1 protein-coding gene (running past one end of the window) is annotated in these 24510 nt (G+C 64.6%); it reads right to left on the reverse strand.

Annotated elements, in window-relative coordinates:
- On the reverse strand, positions 1-24510 hold the 3' portion of the coding sequence (locus tag NS6_RS17780; RefSeq protein ID WP_157112814.1) for an MFS transporter. The gene runs 13572 nt beyond the window's last position; only the last 24510 of its 38082 coding nucleotides appear in the window; the start codon falls outside the window, past its right edge; it ends in the stop codon at positions 1-3.

Here is a 24510-nt window from a genome sequence, read left to right on the forward strand (position 1 = left end):
TCATCCTGGCAGACGATCACTCGTCCACAGATCCAGCTCCACCGGCGGCCGGCCGTCGCGCTGATCCTGCCCGAACTGAGCAGCGTAATCCGCCAGTTCCTCCAGCCGGGCCCGGATACGTACCTCCGCCTCCGGTCCGGACGACGCCTCCAGTTCGGTGTGGAGGGTGTGCGACGCTTCGTCACCGAACAGCTCGATGATGCGGGCCAGGCTCGGCCGCAGCTGTTCGGTGATCTCCTGTTCACGCCGGACCGCGATTTCCGAGGGGGTGGCGCCGGTCCGCGCCCTCTCGTCCACCGGAGATCCGCGCAACAGGCGCAGTACTTGCCGCAGCCAGGCTGTCGCCATCAGGTCCGTGCGCTGTGGCGCCAGCCAGATCGTTGTTGTCGGCCAGTCGACGAGGCAACGCCGGAGGTGCGGCCGCCGCCGGTCGTCCTGATCTCCCGGCGAACGCTTCTCGGCCTCATCCACTTCCCGCTCGGTGAGCAGGTGGGTACGCGCCATTGCCTCGTCGAGAATTGTGCGTACTTCCCCGGTCGGCACGTCCAACGTCTCGGCCAGCTCATCGGTGGTGTGGCCGGCGAACGCCAGTACTTCTGCCTGCCAGGCCGTACGACCGGGAAAGTTGTCCGGTCGTGGCTGTAGAGAGGGATCCGCCGTGCCTTCTCGCAGGATTCCGCGGGGAGCGCGTGGCGCTTGCGGCTCGGTGTACTCGCCGCCGGTGTCGTCCAGGCCGCGCCGGAGGGCTTCGACCACCGGAATCATTGCGTCGGGGACCTCGTCGCCGGTCTGCTCGGCAGCGGCGACGAGGTCAGCGACGATGTCCCGGAAGACCTTTTCTTTTTCCCACCGGAACCGATGCATGAGCAACTCGAGCGGTTTGGAGGGCTTCACTATGTCACGGTGCATCAACGCCTGATAGAGCCGGTCGGCCTGGGTTTCCTTATCGGCGAACTGGCGATCCACCCCGGCCTGGCCGATACCGTTGATTGCACCGGCTGCCACGTACGACATATCTCCGATAAAGGATCCGCCCTCGTTGCGGCCGGCGGCCGCCCGGTTCGCCACCGCGCTGCCTTCGGATACCGTCACATCCATTCCGTGGGAGCGAACGAGCATTTCATCGAATGGTGAACTGTGCCATTGCGCGAACCAGGCGGTGAGCAGCGGACGCAATGACTCGTGATCGGCCGGGTCGTACAGAAGGTAACTTCCGACATCGGCGTACTGGTCGGGGTTCGGTTTCAGATAGGTGCCGGCGCCGGGGATGTTCGGCAGTATCTCCACGATCTCCCGGCGCGGCGGCAGCGTACCGGAGCGAGCGGTATTCACCTGGACGACATTGCCGGTGCCGAGCCGGATCACTTCTCGGGCGTAATCATCGTCGGCCACAGCTTCTTCGATCGCCGCCAGAGCGTCGTCCACCTGTTCCCACGGTTGTCTGTCCGCGGTTGCGGCGCGGTCGGCCCAGGTGGTGGCCAGTTCGCGCAGTTGCGGGTGGTCCGGGTTCGCCTCGGCGGTTTGTTGCAGCTGTGCCGCGGTCGCGCGGATGCTGTCGTAGGTGTGGCGCAGCGATCGTTCCCAATCGTCGGTGAAAGTGCGGGCGGTAGGCGCCGGGGAATAGGCGCTCACCCGGTTGTTCAAGATGCGCTGCTCCTCCACCGCGTTGCGGATGACCCCGAGGCCGTCGTTGGTCACCGTGATCCCCGCGTTCGCGAGTTCGCGAACGGCCACCGCGGGATCGCCGGCGAACAAGGCGAGCAGGCCCGGTACGATATCGCCCCCGGCGGCACGTACCAGACCTCGTGTGACCAGGTCCCGTACCGGCATCCCGTGCATCACCCGCTCGCGGGCGAGTAGATCGTCCAGAGTGCGGCGGAGTTTCGCCTCGTCGTTCGTCGACATATGTTGCCGCCACTGCGTCGGAAGCCGGATTTCGATGAGGCGTTCCCGGTATTGTTCCCATCGAATACCCCGGTCCGGCGAAATACCGCGGTGGTAATCAGCACCTCGGAACGACACCAGCGGTACCTCGAGACCCCTGTCCGAGTTCACGGAAAATGCGGCATAAAGAACCAGCCGGCGTCCGTCTCGCAGGGTCGTATGAAGGGTGGCCAGCCGCACATCGTCGGCGCCCCCTGCTACGTCCCGCACCTCGACACCGGATAGCTCGGTCAGCGCAGTCTCGCGGAGTAGCTCGACTCGGACGTCGTCGATCGCCTCGTGTCCTTCGGCCCATTCGCGGACGACACGGCCCACGACGGTCAAGATATTCTCGTCCGAAACACCGCTGTCCGCGGACTCCGAATCCATCGGCAGTCCGAGACCTTCCAAGATCTCTTGCTGCTGCACACGCTGAGTTCTGTTCAGCTCGAGCGAGTTCCCGCCGAGGCCGGAATCCAGCCCGGTCGATGTATCGAAACCCATCCGCTTCTGCATATCGTAGAAGGTGTTCTTGCTGTGATGCAGGCTTGCCAATTCGGCCCAGACGTCGGCGGGAATCGCACCGAACTCACCGCCGGCCCGTCCCAGGATCATGGCGGCAGCCAGCGGTTCGACGCCGAGCATGCTCGCCAAACCGGCGGTGGCCGGCGCATGGAGAACGCCGTTGACGATCGCCGGCTGCTTCGCTCGTGTTCCCACTCCGGGCAGATCCGCATACGCACTGCCGACGGTGGACAGCGAACGGGAGAAATGGTCGAAGAACACCTCTGCCAACTGCGCATCGGTGGCGTAGTACAGGTTGGGCCACAGAACCATCGTGAGGTGGAACTCGTCGAGCCGGCCGGTGTTCCGGAAGTCCATGTAGGTCCTCGGAGTCTTGTCACCGACCGCGAAACTGTAGTAGGCCGTCGACTCCTTCATGAACTGATTGCCTACCAGCGGGAAGTGAAACACACCGTTGTCTTCCGGTAGCGAGGTACCGTGCAACGGCCGCAAATGAACATTCAACCACTTCTTCGCCGCCACATCCTCCGGCACCAGCAGTGGCCAGGTGCCTTCCTCCACTCCCCGCCGGAACATACGCATCAGACGCTCGGCTCGTTGTAGGAGCTCGGCGCTCTGCTGCTCCGACAGCTCCATCGCTTCCCCGGGCGCAGGGTACTGCAACGGCCTACGGCCCAGGGATTTCGCGACCACCCCGAGCATTTCGGCGGTCCGATACTGGTCGGCGACGATCTTTCGCGCGGGCGGTGCTATTCCGCCCGCTGTCGCGGCTTCGTAGAGTTCGGCCAGCACTGCCCGCTGCATCTTTCTGTTGGTGGCCGCGTATCGGGTGATCATCCCGCCGCCGTGGCGGACTGCACTGCCCACCATCATGCCGATGAGCGGCCAGGGCATAAAACCGATATCGAACCCCGCCGCCAATCCCGCGCCCGCAAGGTAGCCGGCGTTCTCCACACCGGCGGTGAGCAACTTGCCGCGCACGATATTTCCGGGCGGCGGCTGCCGTGGCACATAACCCGTGCTGATCAGCCGGCGCATATGTTTGTCGATTTCGTCCCGAATCTGTTCCCGGCCGGCCTTTTCGTCGACGACCAGAACATACTGTTCCTGATGGATCCACCGACCACGGACGATCTCACCGGCGGGTAGATCCGCGGTGCGCAACTGGACAGTGGGTCCCATCGTCCAGAAGACCCGGTTGTAGAGCCACGACCAGGCGAATACGGTGTCCTTCACCGGATGAAGTGCGCGGGCCGGGTCCGGTTCCACCAATCCATCGAGGTCGTGCCAGAGCGCGGTCACCGGTGGCAGATCGGTCCATGAAGTACGCGCCCTGGAGATGGTGCCGAAAGGTGCGGAGATACCGTCCAGGTTCGCCTCGCGCATCCAGTCGGTCGCATAGGCCATCGCCGGGTTCGGATGCTGTGCCGGATCACAGTAACCGTCGAGCCAGTTCACCCACCGTGGTGTGAACCTCGCCAGCCGGAGGTCCTGTCCCGCCCGGAGATAGCGGAGGCGTTCCTCGGCCTCACGGCCCGATACGGTGTTCAGCCGGAGACCGTGGTCCCATCCGACCACCTCACCATCGATGATCTGTCGTGCGGTGCCGCCCACCAGTCCACGGATCCGGGCCTCGGTCTCGGTCAGGTCCGACAACCACCGCTCGGCCGCTGCCGTGTTCTCGCCGCGTGCTGCCACCGGCAGCGAATCGATATGTGCCCGGAACTCTTCTGCCCACCGCAGCTTCACACCGAGCGCGGCCTCGAGTTTGCCGACCAGCCATCTGTTGCGTGCGATCCCATCCGCCAGCAACTCGAGATCCGGAAGATCCGTGGTGAGATCCGGCCATCGCTTCTTTGCGCCGAGGCCGAGAAGACCATGGATCTCGTGCAGGTACTGGTCCGGGGCCGGGCCCTCGGTGTCGTGTTGCGGGATGGGTCGAAGGCGGCCTCCGTCCGCAGTGAAGCCGACCGCGAAAACGGCCTGGATGTCGTGATGGGCCTCGGATATCTCTTGTTCCCAGAGCTCGCGGGTGCGGACTCGGGGTGTGTACTGCGCCGTATCTCGTGTGCCGGAAAGATTCTTCGGTGCGGTCTCGGGCTGTGGAAGATCGGTATCGAAGATGACGGCGACACCATCGGCGGGCGTTGTCGCCATCAAGCTGTGCGCTCGTTCACCGTTGTCGACCACGAAGACCACGGTGTCGACCTCGCTGTCCGGATCTTCGAGGAGGTCGAGTATCTGCGCGATGGCCGAGCCGTCGGCGGCAGCGGCGCCGAGCTCCGAGGCGGGAATCCTGGCGAATGGCGTATGGAAACTGTTTTCCAGTTCTGCCCAGGTGACGGCCAGGTCGTTCGGAACGGTCGCATTGTCGTAGCCGACCGCCCAGGTGGTACGGACGGTTTGTACCAGACACTTGCGTACGTGCTCGGGTACTGAGCTGGTGCTCCGCCGGGCCGGTTCGGGCAGCTTTCCGGTACCGGTTTCGGCAACGACTGGTGCGGTATCGGTATCGACGGGACCCTTCGCCGCCTGTGCTTCCTGCGCGTACGCGCGTAGTGTCTGCTGCCGTTCGGTGGCGGCTCGCACAGTCTCCGATGAGTGGGTGATATCCATGGCCAGCACTTCGCCGGGGAAAGCCTCGATCATGGCCGCCCGCTCGTTCTCGGTCAGCCGGGTATGCCACCATGCGGCGAGGTCGGTACCTGGCGGCTGCACGGCCGGTGTGGTGAGCCATTCGGGCGTCGATTCCGCACCGAGCTTCAGCATCGCCTTCGCCCAGAGCAGACGCCGGTCGATGAGATACGCCTCGACCGATATATCCGTTCCGACCAGCCGGCGGACCGCCGCCGCCAACTCGGTCTCTTCCGGACGGAAGATCAGATCCAGGATGAGCTTGCCGGTTTCGAGCGAGATTCCGTGTTGTGCGACGGCGGGGTCGATATGGCGCGCGAAAACGACCTGTGCGAGAACGTCGCTGAGCAGATACGCCCAGTACTGGCCTAAATAGGTCCCGAACTCGCCTGACTGGGCGAACAGGTGCCGGAACCATTGGGAAGGATAGGGATTCCCGAACTCGCGGAAGTTGAGACCATATTTTTCGAGCGCGTTGTTCTGGATCTGTTCCACGATGTCGGTGGCATTCGTGCCTACCGGGACTTTCGGTACCTGTTCGGGAGTAACCGTGGTCCACGCCAGATCGATGACTACACCGGAGAGTCCGACAATAGTGGGGATGCCCAGGTATGCCTTCAGCGACTCCTCCAGCTTTGCCAGTTCTTCCGTCGGCATCGGCTTGTTCGTCTCGTGATGCCTCGCATACCGGGGGAGTACATCCGGGTGCTTCCATAGCTGCTCGACCACTTTGGCCACGAACTCGAGCCAGCCGAGCACCACGTGACGATCGGCCGGTTCATAGGTGCCTTCGCTCAACAGAAAATGCAAGGCATGTCCGAACTCGTGGAACAGGGACCGCACCTCGTACGGAGACAGCAATGTGGGCTTGCCGTCCGGCGGCTTCTCGACGTTGATGTGCACAGCGATCAGTGGAAGCTGTCCACCCGGTGTGTATTTGGTCCGGAGCGGATCGGTCCATCCGCCACCGTTCTTGCCTTCCCGCCCATAGGGATCGAAATAGAAATGGTTGAGCGAGGTGCCGTGCTTGTCTGTGATCGCGAATACCCGGACATCCTCGTGCCAGACCGGTGGCTTATTCGCTGCGTCGACTTCTTCGATGGTCAGCCCGAACAGGTCTCTCGCGACACTGAACACGCCATCCACGAGTATTCGATCTAGCTCGAAATACTCACGCATGCGCTGAATATCGACTCCGACTCTTTGCTCGATCAGAGTGTTGAGGGCCCGCTGCCGGAGGTGCGGCTCGATCTCGTCTACTCCGATGGCCGCGGCGAGAATCGGAAGATCGATCCTGGCGGCGTGGGCAGCCGGCGAGGCGATATCGGCGACAACCTTCTCGATGGTGTCCACCGAATCGACGATCCCGCCCGACACAATCAAGTCGGCGTGGTGCTTGTGACCGGTCATTCGGGCACGCAGAGCAAAATTTTCGGCTTGGGCGAGTACATTCAGCGAATTGTCGTGCTCACCACCGACGGCCATCATCGCAGTCTTCTCGTAGAGCCCGCGGATCGTTTCCGGGTGTCTCAGAAGCTGCCACGGAAGCCAGATCGAGCTGATCTGGTCAGGTTTGGGTGCGGCATACCCCCCAGCGGCGCCGGCACGCGTGCGGGCGCTGTTGATCTGGTCAGCAGTCAGCCCTGTCAGCTTCCCGGGGTCGTCCACCCGGAAATCGAACTTCTCGAGCGCTTTCTCCTGATTGTCCTTGTACGTTGCCTGCAGATCCGCCACCGTGGCATTGATCGCGGCGAGAACTCTCCTGTCCTGATCGGAGGTCAGATAGGCGCCCGCGCGGGCGAAGGCCCGATACTTCCGCTCCAGATACGCGCGGTCTCGCTCGCCCAGTGGAAGATCACCGCGGTGTTCATGAAGGTAGGCGAAGATCGCGGCCAAGCCAGGAGCGGTGAGGACCCGGCTTGTATGAGCTGCCTTCAGCTCGGCGATCCGGGGCTCCAGTTGCGCGGTGGCGGCGTCCCGAGCCACCGCGGCCTTCTGACTGAACAGCCGCTTCACCTGATCCAGCGGCCGCCCCGATTCGATGAACGGCCGCAGGGCGTCCTCGGCAGGGCCGGCGGAAATGGCTTCGATGGCTTTCCACTGCAGGTCCATCGCGTATTCGAATACGGGCAGGAAGTGCTCCGCTTCCATCCGATCGAGAGCCGGGGTCGCAGTGGGGTTCAGTACCTCCGCATACACCGGATTCGTCGCGGGGTCGAGCCCCTCGATCGAGTCGGAAGCACGACCTGCGTGGCCTTGGCCGTCGCTGCTGGAACGAGCCGCGCCCCCAATCTCTCTGGGGCCGCCGCCGCCGTCCATGTGGAGGGGACCCCATGGGGTGGGGTTGCGGCGCCCAGCGTGTAGCCGGAACGGGTTGTCCAGTGCGTCGTCGGCGTTGGGGAGGGCAGTGCCGGGGCTTTGTGCGATCTGGTGTCCGGCTGGGTGTGTCGGTTTTTCTAGCGCAGCCGCGGCGCTCGGGCCCTGAATGCTCTTTCGGCTGGATGATCCTATTGCGCTCCTGTCATTGGACAGGTCCAGTGCCCGCTGTGGGGCGGGCCGGTCGACGCGGCCGAGCCGGGTGCCGGGGGAGAACATTTCTTCCCCGTCGGTGCCGGGAAGCGTTTCAGGGCGGCCACGCTCGTCGTAGATGATGGCGTGCACGATCGGGTCGAAATCTTCGGCATCCTGCAATTCGGCGAGGCGCCGGTACGCACGCTCGCCCAGGAGCTCGACTTCCTCCGACGTGCCCTCGGGCGTGGGACGCAGTTCGTGCAGCCAGAACCCGTTTTCGTTACGGCGGTCGATCAGGATGGTGAAGACGTGTCCGTCGATATGTTCGGCCCGCGCGTTGGATGGTCGAACCGCGATCAGCGCGAGAGTGGACGAATCGTCGGTATCGGCAATGCGCGTGACGAACTGATCCAGGGTCCCCTCGATCCATTGTCCGCGGGCATACTGGGCGAGTTCTTTCGGATGGAAACCGGTTCGCGCCAGAATTGCTTCGGTATCCGCGTCGGGCATTGTGACCGGAGCCAGGGGGTAAAAGTTATAGATGAACTCCAGCTCGCTGAGCCCGCCTTCCGCGGGTATCGACGAATATGTGGCCGCGGGGGATGATTCGAGGTGTGCGTTCACCTGCGCACCTACGGTTCCGACTCGAACCGCGCGGTCGAGGCCGATGCGCAGCAGTTCGTACGCGACGCCCAATCCCAGCCGGCGCATGCGCACCTCAACGTCAGGAAGTGTTCGGCGCCATTGCTGAAGGTCGGCGACTGGCACGTTGCCTAGATCGTTTACGTGTTCGTAGGCGGGTTCCGGCTCGAGTAAGGGCGTGTTCAGCCAGTCAGCGGCCAAGGCATACAGTTCGGCGGCCGCGTTCTCATCGAAAACGGTGCGCAGTACCGCGTGGAGACTCCTGCGTGCCCACGCCGAGAATTCTTCGGAGTCCGGCAGGTCGTTCATCCGGGCGCTCGGAGCTGCGGTGGGCAGTTCGGTGGTGATCGTTTCGGCGGTCGTCATCCAGTCCGTCAGCCGGCTCGCCCGCGCCGGCTTCGGCAACGCTCGGGTGCTGTCGAGAGCTTTCTCCACCGCCCGGCGTAGCTGGTCGAGGTCGCGGAATGTCGAACGCGAACCGAGTCCGCGTGGTGTGAGGTGCGCGAACTGCCGAGCCATCAGATCGGCCATATCGCCGCTGTGTCCAGGTTCGGATATCACCCATCCAGCGGTGGGGGTCCGGGCCGATTGCTCGCGGAATTCGACGGGGACGACAACCTCACCCAGCCAACCGGCGTCGATGGGGACCAGCTGCCGATCCGGAAGCGGCGTGGTAGCGAGGACTGCCGCCGCATTCGAGATTCCGGCGAACGCCAGCTCGGCAGCGATCACAAGCGGTTCCGGACGCAGGAGAGACCATCTGTCTTGCAGGATATTCGATAGCGATGAATCGAGTGGTCTCAGCCAGTCCGACAGACTCTCCCGCTCGAGAGAGGTACGCCGATTCTTGACGTAGCCGTCCAGCAAGCGCAGGCCGAGAACCTTCCGGAACGCCGTTCGGTATTCCCGTTCCACCTCCTCACGATCGAGGGGAAAGAATTGCACGCCGGACGGGCCGGTGCCGATTTCGGTGTATCGCACACGCCATCCGCTCCACAATGCGGCCGCCAGGGACTTGTCGACGGCGGTTGCAGACTCGAGTGCCCGCATATGCCCCCCGGCTGGGGCGACGACCAAAAGTTCGGGTGCTTCACCCTCTTCCGGGGTGAATCGTGCGACTTGGGGGGTGACACACTTGCCGTCCCGGCGGGCGAGCTCCTGGGTGAGCAGTAGCTCGCCGGCAGGTGCCAGGAATCGGGTCAAGGCACGTTCGTGCCGCACGATTACGGTGTCGAGCCGAGTCAAGGCGTCGACTCGTTCGCCGATTTCGGCACGCTGTGCGAGTAGCGGCTCGGCGAGGGCAATCCGGCCGGCGAGTGTATCCCGATGCAAGCGAGCCAATGACGCGTCGATGCCGAGAATCTCGGTTCTGCCGAGCCGGATGTGCGGGTGAATCACCGCACGCCACGCGGCGGGCGTGTGGTCGTGGGGCAGATCGAGGTCCAGCTGTTCCCATGCGACGGTGCGTTGGCGTGCCAGCTGTTGTATGTATGCCGGCGTCGGCTGGAGCGGCTCACCGGACTGATCGAAGAGGACTGCTTGCCAGGTGGTATCGAATCCAGCGAAGTACTGGGAGAAAGGTACGGCGGTACCGCGGTGCGGATCGACCAGGGTCGGCGTCCGGTCGCGCAGATGTACTTCGAAGTCGACCGTGGCGTGCCGCCGGTGCTCGGTCAGCCGCATCCAGCCTCCGGGCTCCAGCTGTTGCAGTGCGGTGTTCAGTGCTGCACGGTCCGGATATGTGACCGGCTCGCCTGCACGAATATCGGCGGGGCCGAGCGGCCCCGTGGTGCGGTGTTGGATGGATTGTGCAGCCACTACGGCGACGGCGACGGGTTCTCGCATCGTGTGTTCGTATGAGCGGCCGGACACCGCATCGGTGGCCTCGCAGTGAATCGTCCGGACTCCCATTTCACCGGAACTGGTGATCGTCAACTGCATCGACGTTGCCACGGCCACGTCGTCACCGACGTGATACAGCCCGGCCACGCCCGTCAGCCACTCCACTATCTGCTGCCCGGCAGGGCGCGCTGCGCCGGGGCGGTCGATCGCCTCGATGTTCTTCGTGATGAGCTCGGCGATCTTTCCGGGATCTGTACCTGTCGGCACCGCGATCGAGTGACGGATCACCGGTGCGATGGTCTCGTCATAGCTCACCTCGAATTCGCTGATCAACGTCGAAGCTTTTGCGACGAAACGAAGTTCGGGTCCGAATCCGCTGCGCGACGCGCGCCCTCCGATCTCGATCTGCCCTCGTGCATCATCGGGCTGCTTCGCGTCGTCGGCACGCTGGACTTCTGCCATGTGGAGCACCAGGTTCCGGAGCTGGCTGTAGCCCGGCAGGTCCGGAAGACCCGCGAGACCGGCGAGTAGATTGTGGAACGCTCCTGGCTCGGCTCCGCCGTCGGTATCTTCCTTGCGCCACGTCGTTGCGACGATTGCGGTGCCGTCGGCGCCCAGCTCGGCGCGCGCGGACCGGCCGGAGGCAAAGGACATGTGGAACACTCGAGGCTCGTCGGGTCTCGTCTCTTCGACGGTTATGCCGACTTCGGCCGGGGCGCCGTGTACGAGTTCGGATGCGAACCCCCGCATCGCTCTCACCGCGTCGGCCGACGGCCGTTCGTGCCCGCGGGGCACATTGTTTGCGTCGTCGCCTCTGTCGAGTGCTGTCTCGGCCTCGAAAACGTTGTCCTGGGGTGAATTCGGCTCGGTGTCCAGTGCACTGCCGGGGTCGACCCGGGCATTCCCAGCGCCTTTGTGCTGCGCTCCGGCCTCGACTACCGCATCTGGCGCCTTCTGCTGTCGTGTGTCCTCATGTCCGTGGTCTCCGGTTTCACCGATCCGGTCGCGGCCCTGACGCGCGCCGGGGTGTGAGGTCTGCTTCCAGGTATCGGTGCTCCAGGTTGTCCGATCGATCGGGTGGTGCGCGCGAACGAGGTGAGCACCGTGCGGGCCCTCGGTCAGGTAGCTGTTGGCGAAGAAGCGTTTGCCTTCCCGGTTGTGGTGCGCGAGCCGGTAATGGGCCTGTACGCCGCGGTAGAGGTCCGTGCGAGGGGTGCCGTCGTGGTCGCGGACGATGGTTCCGTCGGTGTTGCGTCGGAGTTCGTGGAGCAGGAAGCTGCCGTCGTCGTCGGTGGTAAGGGTGACGACATGTGCATCGACGGTGAAGAGGCTGTCGGTGGTGTTCCGGTTCTGGTCGGTGTAGTCGATCGTGAGAAGTACGAGTGATGTCGGGTCGTCGGGGTTTTCGATCCGGTCGGCGAGGTCGTTGACGGTCGGAATTCCGGCATCGTGGTCTCCGTGTTCGGCATATTCGACGTATGCACTGTTGGCGTACTGAGCGAATTCGCGTGGGTGGAATCCGATTTGACGGATGAGCGCGGAGGTGTCTGCGTCGGGGGCGTCGATCGGGCTGTGGGTGTCGAGGTATTCCTCGGTGGCATCGTCGATGTTCCTTCCGGGGAATTCCCGTTCGAAATGCTGTTTGGCAAAGTGTTTGCGGGCGAATTCCAATTCACTGAGTCCGCATTCGTCGATCCCCGTCGCGCCGAGAACGATATCGAGATCCGCGAGTACCGGATCGCGATCCTCGGTACGCGATAGGTCTGGTCCGGGACGAATTCTCTTGTCGGACCGGGGGCTGTCACGTCCGGTGTCCGGCGGCAGTACGGGCGCCGCCTCGCGCACGGCGTCGGCAGCGGGCGTGGTTGCGGCGGGAACCGGCGCCTCCCGCGCATAGGTGAGTCGTGTCCGCTGCCGCTCGGTGGCGGCGTGCACCGTCTCCTGGGTATGGGCGATACCCATGCCCAGCACTTCACCGGGGAAGGCCGCGACCATTGCTGTCCGCTCGTTCTCGGTCAGCTCGGTGTTCCACCACGAGGCGAGGTCGGTTTCCGGCGGGCGAAGGGCGGGTGTGGTGAGCCATTCGGGGGTGGCCTGCGGATCGAGCTTGACCAGCGCATCCGCCCAGAGCAGACCTTCGGCGATGAGGAACTGTTCGACCGAGGGATCCGATCCGACCAGTTGGCGTACCACGCCGGCCAGATCGGTCTCTTCGGGATGGAAAATCTTCTCCTGCAGTATTTTCCCGGTTTCGCGGGAGATTCCGTGCTGCGCGAGGGCAGGGTCGATGTAGCGGGCGAATACGATCTGGGCGAGTACATCGCTGAGCAGATACGCCGAGTACTGGCCGAAGTAGGTTCCGAACCCGCCCATCTGGCCGAACAGGTGGCGGAACCACTGAGACGGGTAGAGGTTGCCGATCTCGGGGAGGTGGATACCCGCCTCGATGAGCGCATCCTTTTCGAACTGTGCGACGACATCACGAGCATGCGCGCCGACCGGAACCGGCGGGATCTGTTCGGGAGAAAGCGAACTCCATGCCTTGTCGATATAGGCACCTGTCAGGCGGAAAACGGTGGTGGTACCACGGTAGGCCGAGTGCCATTCCGCGAGTTTCGCCACGTCCTCGGCCGGCATCGGTTCCCCGGTCTCGTGATGCACCGCGAACCGGGAAAGCACCTCCGGGTGTTTCCAGAGTTGCTGGAACACCTTGGCCACGAACTCGACCCAGCCGAACACCACATGCCGTTCGGCCGGCTCATAGGTGCCCTCGCCCAGCAATGTATTCAGGGCATGCCCGAACTCGTGGAACAAGGTGCTCACTTCGTGCGGAGTCAGCTTGGTCGGCGCACCGGATACCGGCTGCTCGAGGTTCAGGTGCACACCCGAGAGCGGAGGCTGGTCGTCCTGCGTGTGCTTCAACCGGATCGGATCGGTCCACTCACCACCGTTCTTGCCCTCCCGCGAGTACGGATCGAAGTAGAAGTCGGTGCGGTGGATTCCCTTTTCGTCGGTGACAGCGAACACGCGGACGTCCTCGTGCCAGACGGGGGGCTTTTCGGCCGCGCCGAACTCGGTGACGGTCAGTCCGAACAGTTCTTTCGCCAGCCGGAATACACCGTCCTCGAGAACGCGATCGAGCTCGAAGAACTCTCGCACGCGCTGGGTATCGATGCCGACCCGTTGCTGCATCAGAACCTCGAAAGCCCGCTGCCGGTTCCACGGTTGGATCGTGTCTGCCCCGATGGCCGCCGCGAGAAGTGGGAGCTCGACTCTGGCGGCGGTGGCCGCCGCAGGTGCGATCCGGCCGAGAATCTTGTCGATGGTTTCCACCGAATCGAAGATCCCGCCGGACAGTACATAGTCGGCATGGTTCTCGTGGCCGGTCATCCGGGCCCGCCGGGCCAGGTTCGCCACCTGGTCCAGAACATTCGCCGAATTGTCGTATGCACCGCCGACTGCCAAGGCCGCGACCTCGTCGTAGAGCCGCCGCCCGAGCTCGGGGTTTGTGAAATAGGCGAGATACGGATGCCAGATGGAGCTGGCCCCATTGGGTTTCGGCAGGAGATATCCGCCGGATGTACCGGCTCGCGCTCGCGCACTCTCGATCTGTTCCGGTGTCAGACCGTTCAGCTCGCCGGCGTCGGTCACGCGAAACACGAAGTCTTTTGCCGCGTTCTCCTGGTTGTCCTTGTACACGGTCCGCAGATCGGACACTTTACTGTTGATCTCGGCCAGGGCCCGCCGGTCTCCGTCGGTGGGCAGATACGCCCCCGCGTGCACGAAGGCCTGGTATTTACGCTCCAGATAGCTGCGGTCGCGTTCCTTCAGATCGAGATCGTTACGGTTTTCGTGAAGGTAGGCGAAGATCTTCGCCAGGCCTGGATCGCCGAGCACCCGGCTCTTATGGGCGGCCTTCAACTCGGCGATTGCCGGTTCCAGCCGGGCCGTCGCGGTATCGCGGTCCACCGCGGCCTTCTCGCTGAACAGTTGATTCACCGCGCCCAATAACCGCCCCGAATCGATGAACGGGTGCAGGGTATTCTTCACGGTCCACGTGGACTGATTCGCGACAATGGTGTCGATGGCCACCGACTGAACGCGCATCGCGTGTACGAACGCCGGCAGGAAGTGCTCGGCCTCGAACCGATCGAAAGCCGGCGATGTAGTGGGACTCAGTAGTGCGGCGATCACCGGATTGGTGGCAGAATCGATACTGCCGGGCGGGTGGTTATCGGGGTTGTCGCTACTGGGTTCGTACGCCATCGGGCTGCCGGAATCAGGCTCGGCGCCCGGGCGTTCGTTCTCCCGGCCCGCCGATTCCGGTCGTGGTGTCCGATCGAGTGACACCAGAGTCGTTTCGGTATCGCTCGCAGTGTCCGAAGGCCGGTCGACCGGTGCCTGACCGGCCTTGGCGCGCCACGGCGTTGCCACGGGCGCCTTCGGCTGCATGGGTGGTCCGATGGTGGAGTTCACCGCGGCCGCGAGTACCGGGTTGAAATCCGAGGGCGGGCGGCGCACCTGCGCCGCCTGTTCGTAGGCGTAGGCCATCGCCAGCAGCGAACCCTCCGAGAACGCGGTGCCGAACAGGGTCATACCGTAGGGATGATTGTTGACGGGGTCGTATCCGATCGGCACGGCGACCGCCGGGTACCCGGCTTGCGGGGCCCACGCAGCCGAATTGTGCTGGGGGGCCAGCACAGCATCCAGCTTGTGCGCGATGAGTGTGGAGTCGATCGTGGTTCGGAAGGCCGGCACCTGATGATCGTGCAGAGCCATGTACTTCGCGTATGTCGCAGGGTCACTCAGATCGGTCGCTGCTGCCTTCGTGAGCTGTGGCTGGCCGTGCGGTATCGCTCCTGCGTCCGCGTGCTCGTTGTTGAACTGGATCAGTTCGCCTAATGTCCGAATCGGCGCATCTGCCCGGTGCCGGGCGAGGAAGCTCTCCAGTAGTGACTTGAATTCGTACGTGAAAGTGGTGTCGATGCCGAGGTCGGCGACAGTGACCGGCACAAGGGTCGCGCCCTGTGCCTGCAGCACGGCCTGTGCTTCGGCGAACAGGGCGAGAGCAGTGGCGGCCGACGAGGTTCGGTAAACGCCCCCGGGCGCGGTAACCACTATCCCTATGCGCTTGCCCCGTAAGGCATCCGTGCTCAGCTGGGCCGAATAATCGATATCGGCGACGGCGGCACCGGCTTCGGTCGCCGGATCCTCGGGGTCTACGCCGGCGAGCACGGTCAGCAAGGCGGCCGCATCGGAGACCGTGCGCGCGAGCGGACCCGCGGTGTCCTGTCCGGTCGTGAAGGAAACGAGACCGGTGCGGCTCACCAAGCCAACCGTTGGCTTGACACCGACTGCGGAGTTGTGCACCGCCGGTTCGATAATGGAGCCGCCCGTCTCAGCGCCCACCGCGATCGCTGCGAGCCCCGCCGCGACCGCGACAGCCGAGCCGCTGCTCGAGCCGGATGGCTCTACGCTGGGAGCGTAGGCATTCACCACCTGCCCGCCGAGCGCGCTGTAACCGTTCGGTGGCCACTCGGCCAGGAAGTTGCCGAGTTCCGACATATTCGTCTTTCCGAGGATCACCGCCCCCGCTTCGCGTAGCCGGGACACCAGGAACGCATCCTGAACCGGATAGGAATCGCGCAGTGCCAGTGCACCTGCCGTTGTCGGCATACCTTCGACATCGGCAGTGTCTTTGAGTACAACCGGTACACCGTGCAGTGGCCCGCGCACCCGGCCCGCGGCTCGTTCAGCGTCCAACCGTGCAGCGTCGCGCAACGCGTCCGGGTTCAACGCCCGGATGGCGTTGAGCCGAGGTCCGGACCTGTCCAGGGTCTCGATTCGACGTAGGTATTCCTCGACCACGGCGACCGAACTCGTTCGCCCGTCCTCCATCGCCTGCCGCAGCGTGGCCACGTCGGTGCTCTCCAAGTCGAGAACGAACGAGCCCTGTTCGGTCGTTCGCCCGGGGACGTCCTGCCGGAAGTCCATGAGCTGCTGGGCCAGTCGCTGTAGCGCGGCGGCCGCTTCGGACGCTCGATCGCCGAATTCGCCCTGTCCGGTGTGCGCTATCACTGCTGCCCCGATGCGGGCGCGGTCGGATTCGTCGAGCGTACCCAGCGCGCGAGCCCAGTCCAGTCCGGTGGTGAGTGTCAGCGGCGCGGCTCCTGGGCCGAGGTGCTGCGCGGCCGCGGTGCCGAATTCCGCGGCCCAGTGGCCGATCGTGCCTGCTCGAATGGCACCGAGTGTTGCGGTTTTGCCATCCGCCAGGAGCTCGGATACGTGTGCACGTGCCCGGTCGAGGATCGTGGCAACGGCCTCGTCCGCCCGGTCGCCCCGGCCGAGCGCGGCTTCCACCACCGAGCGGATATCGCGCGTGAATACCTCGGGGAAAATCGCTCCCAGCAGATTGAACTCCGATATCACCGCGCCTGGAACGTATTGCGCCGCGATATCGCCCTGACGGGAAAGCTCCACCAGGTTTCTGATCTCGAGCAGCATCGCGACGGTGAGGTTGTCGATCGGGGTGGGTTCGGCGGGATCGCGGCGCAGCCCGTCCCGTAGGTAGGTGGCCGCCGGTATATCGACCGAGACGTTGGCGATGGGGCCCACCGCCGGTGCGTGCTGCTGGATCGTGGCCGCCACCCGACGGGAGTGGTGCGGCGGGGTGATGACGATCACAGGCAACCCGTCATCGGCGCCCGGAAGCGTGCTGAGCGCCTCCTGGAAGAACTCCGCGTTCTGCCGGGTGTTGCGCGCGTCGCGATCGACGATGATCCGGTCGGAGACGTTCGAGTCCTGCCACAGGCCGTGCTGCTGCGCGTACTGCTGGAAAAGGACCGGCTCTTCGAGCGCGGAGCCGGGGGCCGGCGGGCGGTGACCCGAGAAAATGATCGGCAGATCCCGGTATTCGGGGTGCTCGGCCAGCCAGTCCGCGAGGAACGCCGCGGTGCCCGAATCCGGGTCGCTGGGCACCAGGATGGCTCGGTACTGCGTGTCCGGGTCGAGCACCCACTGTTCGTCGAACCGGAGGAAATCCCATATCTTCGCCAAACCGGCCAGTACCACCGTCGACGAGTCGGCGCGGCGTTTCAGTTCGGCGAGCCAGTCCGACAGGCGCCCCGCTGCGGGGCCGGGATCGGCGGCACTCGGGCCGGAATCGGCAGTATCGTCGGGAATTCTGTCATGCAGCTGCTTCAGGTCCTGCGGTAGTCGGGGGTCGTCGCCTGCGATTCGCTGCTTTCCTGGCTCGGACGAGGGTAGCTCGTGCGTAGGTTGCTCGAATCCGAGGAACGAGACTCCCGATGCTGCGAGCCATGGCGCAACCGAGCGTGAGTGCATGGCCTCGATCGCCGCAGCCACTCGGTCCGGCTCCGGGCCGAGTTCGCGATCGGTGTAATAGGCCCTGGTGGATCCACCTTCCCGACGCAGGTGCAGTGTCGAGCGGCCCGGGGCGCCGAGAACTGGTTGCACCGCCAGGACGATCGTCAATCCATCAGCGACGACCTCGAACCGTTCAGCACTCACCGAGAAGTCGGCGGTGGCCCCGGAGAACATCCGATCGACACCGAATTCACCCGGGTCGTATTCGTTTTCGAGTGGATCAATGCCTCGCCGTTCGATCAGCTGGTCGACGGTCGGCATACCCGGCGGTTTCGTGGTTCGCCAGAGGGGGCCTTGCAGTTGGTCATCGATCTCGATGCCGGCCAGGTCGATATGCCGGGTGAGGTAGTGCAACGCCTGGGCGATGAACCTCGGGTCTCCTGAAGAGGTAATCAGGAACCCGGCGCCGAAATGGAGTGTGGTAATGCGTCCGTCACGGATGTGCCAGTGCCCGAAGGCGAAGGGGAGATGGCCTGCTTCGGGGTAGGAGCTGTACAACTCTTCGTGATATCCAGGGCCGGTGCGAATCCCGTCGTGGGTGAAGAAGAAGACATCGCCCGAGGCCATCGGCGCGTCGTCACTCGTTGAGCTGTAGGGAGCTCCGCTTTCATCACACAGCAGCCCCTCGGCATCGAAGTGGAGGTACTGAAACGGGATACCGTCGGCGCTCTCGGGCGTGTAGGGACGGTGTTCGCTGTGCGCTACGGTGTGGTACTGCGGTGCCGTATCCGCGGTCGCGCCGGTGTTGTGCTGCGCGTCCGTTCTGGCCGGCGCCGCTGATTCGGACACTACGGGGTCCTGCTGCTGCGGTCGCGGTTCGGTCGGAGCGGTGACATCGCGTTGCTGTACAGGAGCTTCGGTTGAGGTGGCCCGGGTGTCGGGTTCGCCGTTCGGGCGTGGTTCGGAGTTGTCAGGTCGGCGACGGGTGCTACCGCCGCCGTCCATGTGGAGTGGTGCCCACGGGGTGGGGTTGCGGCGTCCGGCGTGGCGCCGGAATGGTCCGTCGAGAGCGTCGTCGGCGCTGGGGACGGCCGTGCCGGAACCGAGCGCTATCGACGGCTTCCGTGCGGGTTCCTCCGGGGACGGATTGTCACGGACCGGCTGGTTCGCCTGTTGCGAGGTGGGGCGTGTGGGGCGAAGTACCAGCCATCCGGGGCTCGGACCGGGTCGGCTCAGATCCAGCCACGTCTCGCCGGTGATGAGCACGCCATTATGGCGACCCTCCAGATACTTTCGACCGTTGTGCTGGACCTCGTTCATCCGAGCCAAGGTCAGGTCGATCGCCGATCGTTCGAGCGGACTGGCGGCCAGCATCGCTTCGACGTGGGCTGGGTCAGGCCCGAGCAGCTTCCGGAGGATCCACGGATGGGGTGGTCGATTCGATGCCAGTGCCTCGGCGACAAAGGGGGTGCTGGCGAGGATCGGCCTGATTCCCGCGTCGGCTGCTTGTCGGTCGCTGTTTGTGGTGAACGACCTGTCATCGGTGCCGAATGTGCCACCATGGTCGTACGGGATGGCAAGGATTATATAGCCGTCTTCGACCAGGACTTCCTCGCCGGGGCCGGGGTAGAACGGGTGATCCCGGTCGTCGATGGCGATTTTCAGCGTTCCCAGGTTGTCGCCCCGGTCGACGTTCCCGAATATGTAGTCGAGGTAGGTGAGTATGTCCTGGTCGGTTCGTGAGTATCGGTGCACCGGACGCGGGTCGCCGAGCCCTGGCACATACGTTGTCCACGATCCCTGGCCCGCCCCTGCGTCGTACAACGACGTTGCCGGAACGATCCTGGCGAGTCCGAAAATCCGTGCCCCTTGGTAGAACACCGCTTCCCGTGGTGCCTGCCGTGACGGGGGAATGTCGATCCGCGGGTTCTCACCGGAGATCGGCTTGAAGACGAACAGCTCGGGTTCGCCTCTGAATTTCGCGAGATACACCGTGCTGTTGCGGCCCCCACCGATCGGCACCATGACAACAGGGCGTTGTGCCGGTGTTGCGGGCACGGTTGAGGTCGAAGCCTGCGCCGCCGGACTCGTTGTCGTATCGGGCCAGCCGCCGCGGGTCTGCGCGAATGCTATTGCCGCGGAGTCGCTGCCAGGGCCGACGACGTAGTAGCTGGGCTCTGATGGCCCGCCCAGCTCCGAGAGGGCCGCACGGCGGCCGCCGACCGCCGCGACATCGCGTGCCAACTGGGCGCCACGTGCTTCGCTGCGATACTGCTCGCTGGAATCGGTTCGGTCGGCCGGTGTGCCGTATTCGAGCCAGGCGATCAATGCTGTCGACCCTGCATACGTCGCCGAGATCGCTTCGAAGAGTTGCCGGGCGTTTTCCAGGCCATTTGTCAGGTCCGTCGGATCCGCCGACCGGGCCGGGACATACAAATGCAGTGATTCCGCCTTGTCGGCATCGCCGTATGCCACCATTGCCCGCCCGGCAGCGGCATCGACCGACAGGATATGCACAGGCGGTTTCGGAACCATCGAATCGGCCGCCATCTTGGCGACAGCCAGGTTGTGCCGTGCATCCCTGAGATTCGCTTGTTCTCTACGTTGTGGAGCGTCGAGCTCGGCATGCCGGGAAAAGAACTCCTGGGTGCGTTTCAGCATCGCCGCCCGGCTCGCCTCGTCGAGCACCGAAGGAGGAAGCCCGTCCGCACGTGCCAACTCGGCGGGATACTTGTGGCTGATGTGCACCCGTTGCACGGGGCTCAGCGACTCCCACCAGCGGGCATTACGTGCCGCACGTTCGCGCGCATCTCGCACCGGATCATCCGCATCCCGGTGGGGCAATAGAGCTTCGATCGATGCTCCTGGCCGGAGTAGTTCCAGAGCCTCTTGTGCAGGGTCGGTGGGGTCGAGGTCGATGGCGACCGGATCTGTGCCACGCTCCTGCTCGGGTTCCCGGCCTGCAGTCGACCGGGGGTAGCCGGCTGTTCCCATCGGTCCGCGCGGGTGGTACCAGAACCCGACCTCGTCGGCGGCCGCGCGGATCAGCCGCAGATCATCGAGTGCGGCGATACCTTTCACCGCGTCCCGGACGGTCGCCGCGGCGGCGCCCGCGGCGTCGGCGACCGCGCCCCGGCTCGGCTGCGGCCTGATCTGCGCCGGAACGAACTCGTTTCCGACCCACCGTGCCGGACGGCAACGTTGCGTGACATAGACCGGATCGATGAGGGCGGTCACATCCGCTCGACCGGGCAGTACGCCCAGGTGTTGGGCAGCGGCGAGAACTCGCTGGGTGGTCTCGCCGTGCCACAGTTGCTTCGTGCCGAACTTGCCGGTGAAGATACTGCTGATGTAATGCCTGCCGACTCCTGCCAGCAGAGCTACATCGGAACGGGTGGGTTTCTGCATCGCTTGGAACGGGGTCAGCTCGCGGTACCGTTCGGCCAAGTGCCGCAGCTGCGGAGTAACAGTGCTGTCGGCGGCCCATGCGGCGGCGAGCTCGCGGGTCACCTCATCGGGCTCGATACCCAAGGCCCGGGACAGCTGGTTGCGCATTGCGTGAATCTCTATCGCGGTCGACGTTCCGGCAGGCGGAATGCGCTGCTCGGTAGCGTCGTACAAAAGGGTCTCACTGTAGTCGGCAAGTTGTGCGAGCTCCGATGAACCCGTCAGCTCGGCGGCCCAGTGCAGCTCTGCCAGCAGCACACCGGTGGTAGCTGGACGCGGTGGGCCCAGTTCCCGTAACCGGAGTAACTGCTGAAGTTCATGGTCGAGTACTTTTCGCCGCTCGTCGAAAATTTTCTGGTGCAGAAGGTCCGGCTGGTGTCCGGGTACCGGTGGCGTGGTGGTTGCCGGGTCGAACATATCCAGGTTGGCATACGACTCTTTGCTGGTTGTAGCTCTCTCTTGATCGGCGTGCAGGCGGAGCTGTTTGCCGATCCACAGCGCGAGCCCGAATCCATCGACAGTGGACACCTTGCCGGGCGCGACGGTCTGCAGTTGCTCCACAACAAGGGAGAGACCCAGCCGTACCGACCCCGCGGTCACCGCGTTCGGCGGCAGTCCGAGCCGGTCGGCCAGCGCAGACCGCGCCTGCTCTCGGTCTCGCACCCGCTGTGCCGATTCCGGTCGGGTATCGCGACTCGTCGGATCGGGATTGTGCGGACCGAAAGCATCTACGGTCCAAGGGCGTTCGGCGCCTCTGCGTGCGGACATCGATTCGTCCACAGCTTCGGATACCGGGGCCTGACCGGCGGTAGAGAGACGTTCGGGTTCACCGCGTTGATCACCACCTGACAGCCCCGGCGCTCTGAGGACGAGTTGGTTCAACGGTGCGGTGATCCCTGCGGCCGCCAGCGGGGGCGGCGTGCGCTCCATGGGGTCGGCAGGCGCCGCATCGTCCACGTCGACGAAACCGTAACGCCGCCGGTACATTTCTTCGGCAGCGGTGTTCTCGACGACACTCAGGTAGATATCGACCTCGCCCAGATAGCTGCGGGCACGTTCCATCAACCGGCCGCCGATTCCGGTTCCGTGCCATTCGGGACTCACGTACAAGGCGTCGAGGTCACCCGCTCCGTCTGCGCGTATCCGAACCTGCGCGAAGCCGGCGACTTCGCCGTCGGGCGTTGTGGCCACAAATATTCCGGGTTCACCACCGGCCAGTGTGGCCCGCCAATCACCGAGTTTCCGCGGGCCCAGATCGTTCAGGAGAAACCGTTCCAGATTCGCCGGAGCACCCGGCAGGTTGCGGTAGGCGTGCTGGGAGGCCAGAACGTGTGCGCGAGTCACCCCGGCCGCGTCGACAGCCGAACCGACTGTGATCCGGACTGCGTGAGCCTCTTCGCGACTTCGTTGTGGGGCGGGGGACAGATAGTCGGGTGTGAACGTTCGGGGTACGCGGTGATCTGTGCTCGAGGCGGTCCCGGCCCGGCCCCGCATGCTGCCGCCGGCGGTTGCCACCGGTCCGGAATCCACCGCCACGCCGTCGGCACCGGCATCGGAATCCGATACGCGGGGACCGGCAACGGGCGCCCCGGAATCGCCGGGGGGGACCTGCTGGTCCTCGGGGTCGAGATCGATGGCAACAGTGTCCGGCCCGCGGTGGGTGCGCGGCTCGGTGTTCTCGGAAGCCTGCGATGGGTCCCTCGGCCGCTGTCCGGTGTGGATTTCGGCTTCCGGCGCTGGTGCGGTGGTGCGATTGGTAAAGGTCAATGTGTAGGTGCCGTCGGGAACGCTGTGTGGGGCAGTGAGCTCGATTACCGGTGTGCCGTCGACCATGCGGACATTGGCTGTGCCTGATACCCGGCGCCGTTCGTCCGGTGCTGTCGGCGGCGTTTCCGGGGCTTGCGGCACGCTGGGGTCGGCGAGAGTTACGTGGTAGACGCCGTCGGCGAGGACCGAAGGCGCTTCGAGTTCGATTGTCGGTGCGCCGTCGATCATGCGAACGGTGGCCGGGCCGGCAGGTGGGAGCGGTTGTGGCGGTGGCGGACGCAGTCTGAACTGTTCGGGAGTCGGGTTGTGCTTGGGCCGGCTGGCGACGTATCCGAGCGCCGCGCCGCCCACAGCCGCACCGGCGAAAATGGCAGCGCTGGTGAGACCGGTCAACTGGGAGCCGAGCGGCAGCAGTACGCTGCCGGCGACAGCGGCACCGAGCATACCGCCTCCGGTGCCGATGATGGCCAGGGTCGAGAATGCGCCGCCGGCAGCGGCCGTCGGGATCAATTTCCTGAAGTACGTATTGAAGGCTTTGTTGTTGACCGTATTCAGCGCACCGCCGATCGCGGAAGCGATCCAAATTGTCTTGGCATCCGAGGTGAACGCGTACGTCAACATCACACCTCCCAGCGACCCTGTCGCGATCGGGAGTGTCCATTCGAACTTGGCTCGCTCCATCAACCTCGCCACCGGCGGTGCAAGCCCTGCCAGCAACGTCGCTACACCTCCGGTGCTGTTCGCGGCCAAGAGCAGAGCCGTGGTTGCCCCCGAGTAATTGTTCGTGTCGATGAGGCTGGTCAGAAGCAGGTTGCCGGCCTGGATTGCGAACACCGACGGAATGCTGAACAGGGCGAAGGCGCGCATCAACGGATCACGCACAATAGCGCGCGCACCATCGAGGATTTTTGTCGGTTCGCTACTGTCATCGTCCGGGCTCTTGGAGGGCAGGTTCCGAAGCGCCGCGAGGTAGCCCACATAGGCGGTGGCGAGAGCGCCGTACGGCAGGACGACGGATATCTGCTCGAGGATCGCGCCTGTGGACTTGCCGACCGATGCGGCCAGAGAATTCTCCAGAAGCTTATAGTTCCCGGCCTTCTCACTCTCGGATTTCGTGGCCAACTTCTCCGCATAGACGAAATTGATCGGCGCGGCAAAAGTTACTGCGGCCGAAATGAGAACGGTTGAGCCCATCATGACCGGTAAAGAGCCGGGCAGATCGAGCATCACCCAACCACCTGCGGTGAGCATCGTGGCGAATCCGCCACGCGCCAACCATTTCAGCATCTCGCGCGGGTCTTTCCGGTCGGCGATGGGCGCGGCCACCATTTGGGTGAGCAGGCCGGCGCCTTGAGTCGCTGTGGCCACCATGCCGAGCGTGCCCATCGAGGCGCCGTATTCGAGCATCGCGAGGTTGGAGCCGGCCAGAAAACCCGATGCACCGATGGTGGCCGGTATGGAGCCGAGTGCTCGCAGGCTCAGGTCGCTCATCTTGGCCCGGTCTTCGGCGCGAGCCTCGTTACGGACTCGTTCGCGATCCAGCTCGCGGGCCGCGCTGCGAGCATCGCGGAACTGTGAGAGCAGCTCCGGATCTACCGGCACCGCGGGCGCGCCGGGTGTGTGCTCGCCCTCGGCTTCCTGGGCGGGTCTGTTCCGTCGCCACGGTGTGCCGTCCGAGCCGGTATTGAAAGTGATGGCCCCGCTCGGGTCGCGACCGGCCATCGGCATCGTGTAGCTGATCCGGCCGGGCCCGCTCCGGTGTCTGTCGGTGACGTCGATGGAATCGATAGCGGTGAAACTTCGATCGATACCGTGTGACCGGACCGAATCCCCGAACCGTGTCCAGGCGAGCCCGGCAGCAGCTGTGTGGCCGTCCCGGTCCAGTGCGCCGAT

This window comes from Nocardia speluncae NBRC 108251 (assembly GCF_001613245.1).
In the GTDB taxonomy this organism is placed as follows: domain Bacteria; phylum Actinomycetota; class Actinomycetes; order Mycobacteriales; family Mycobacteriaceae; genus Nocardia; species Nocardia speluncae.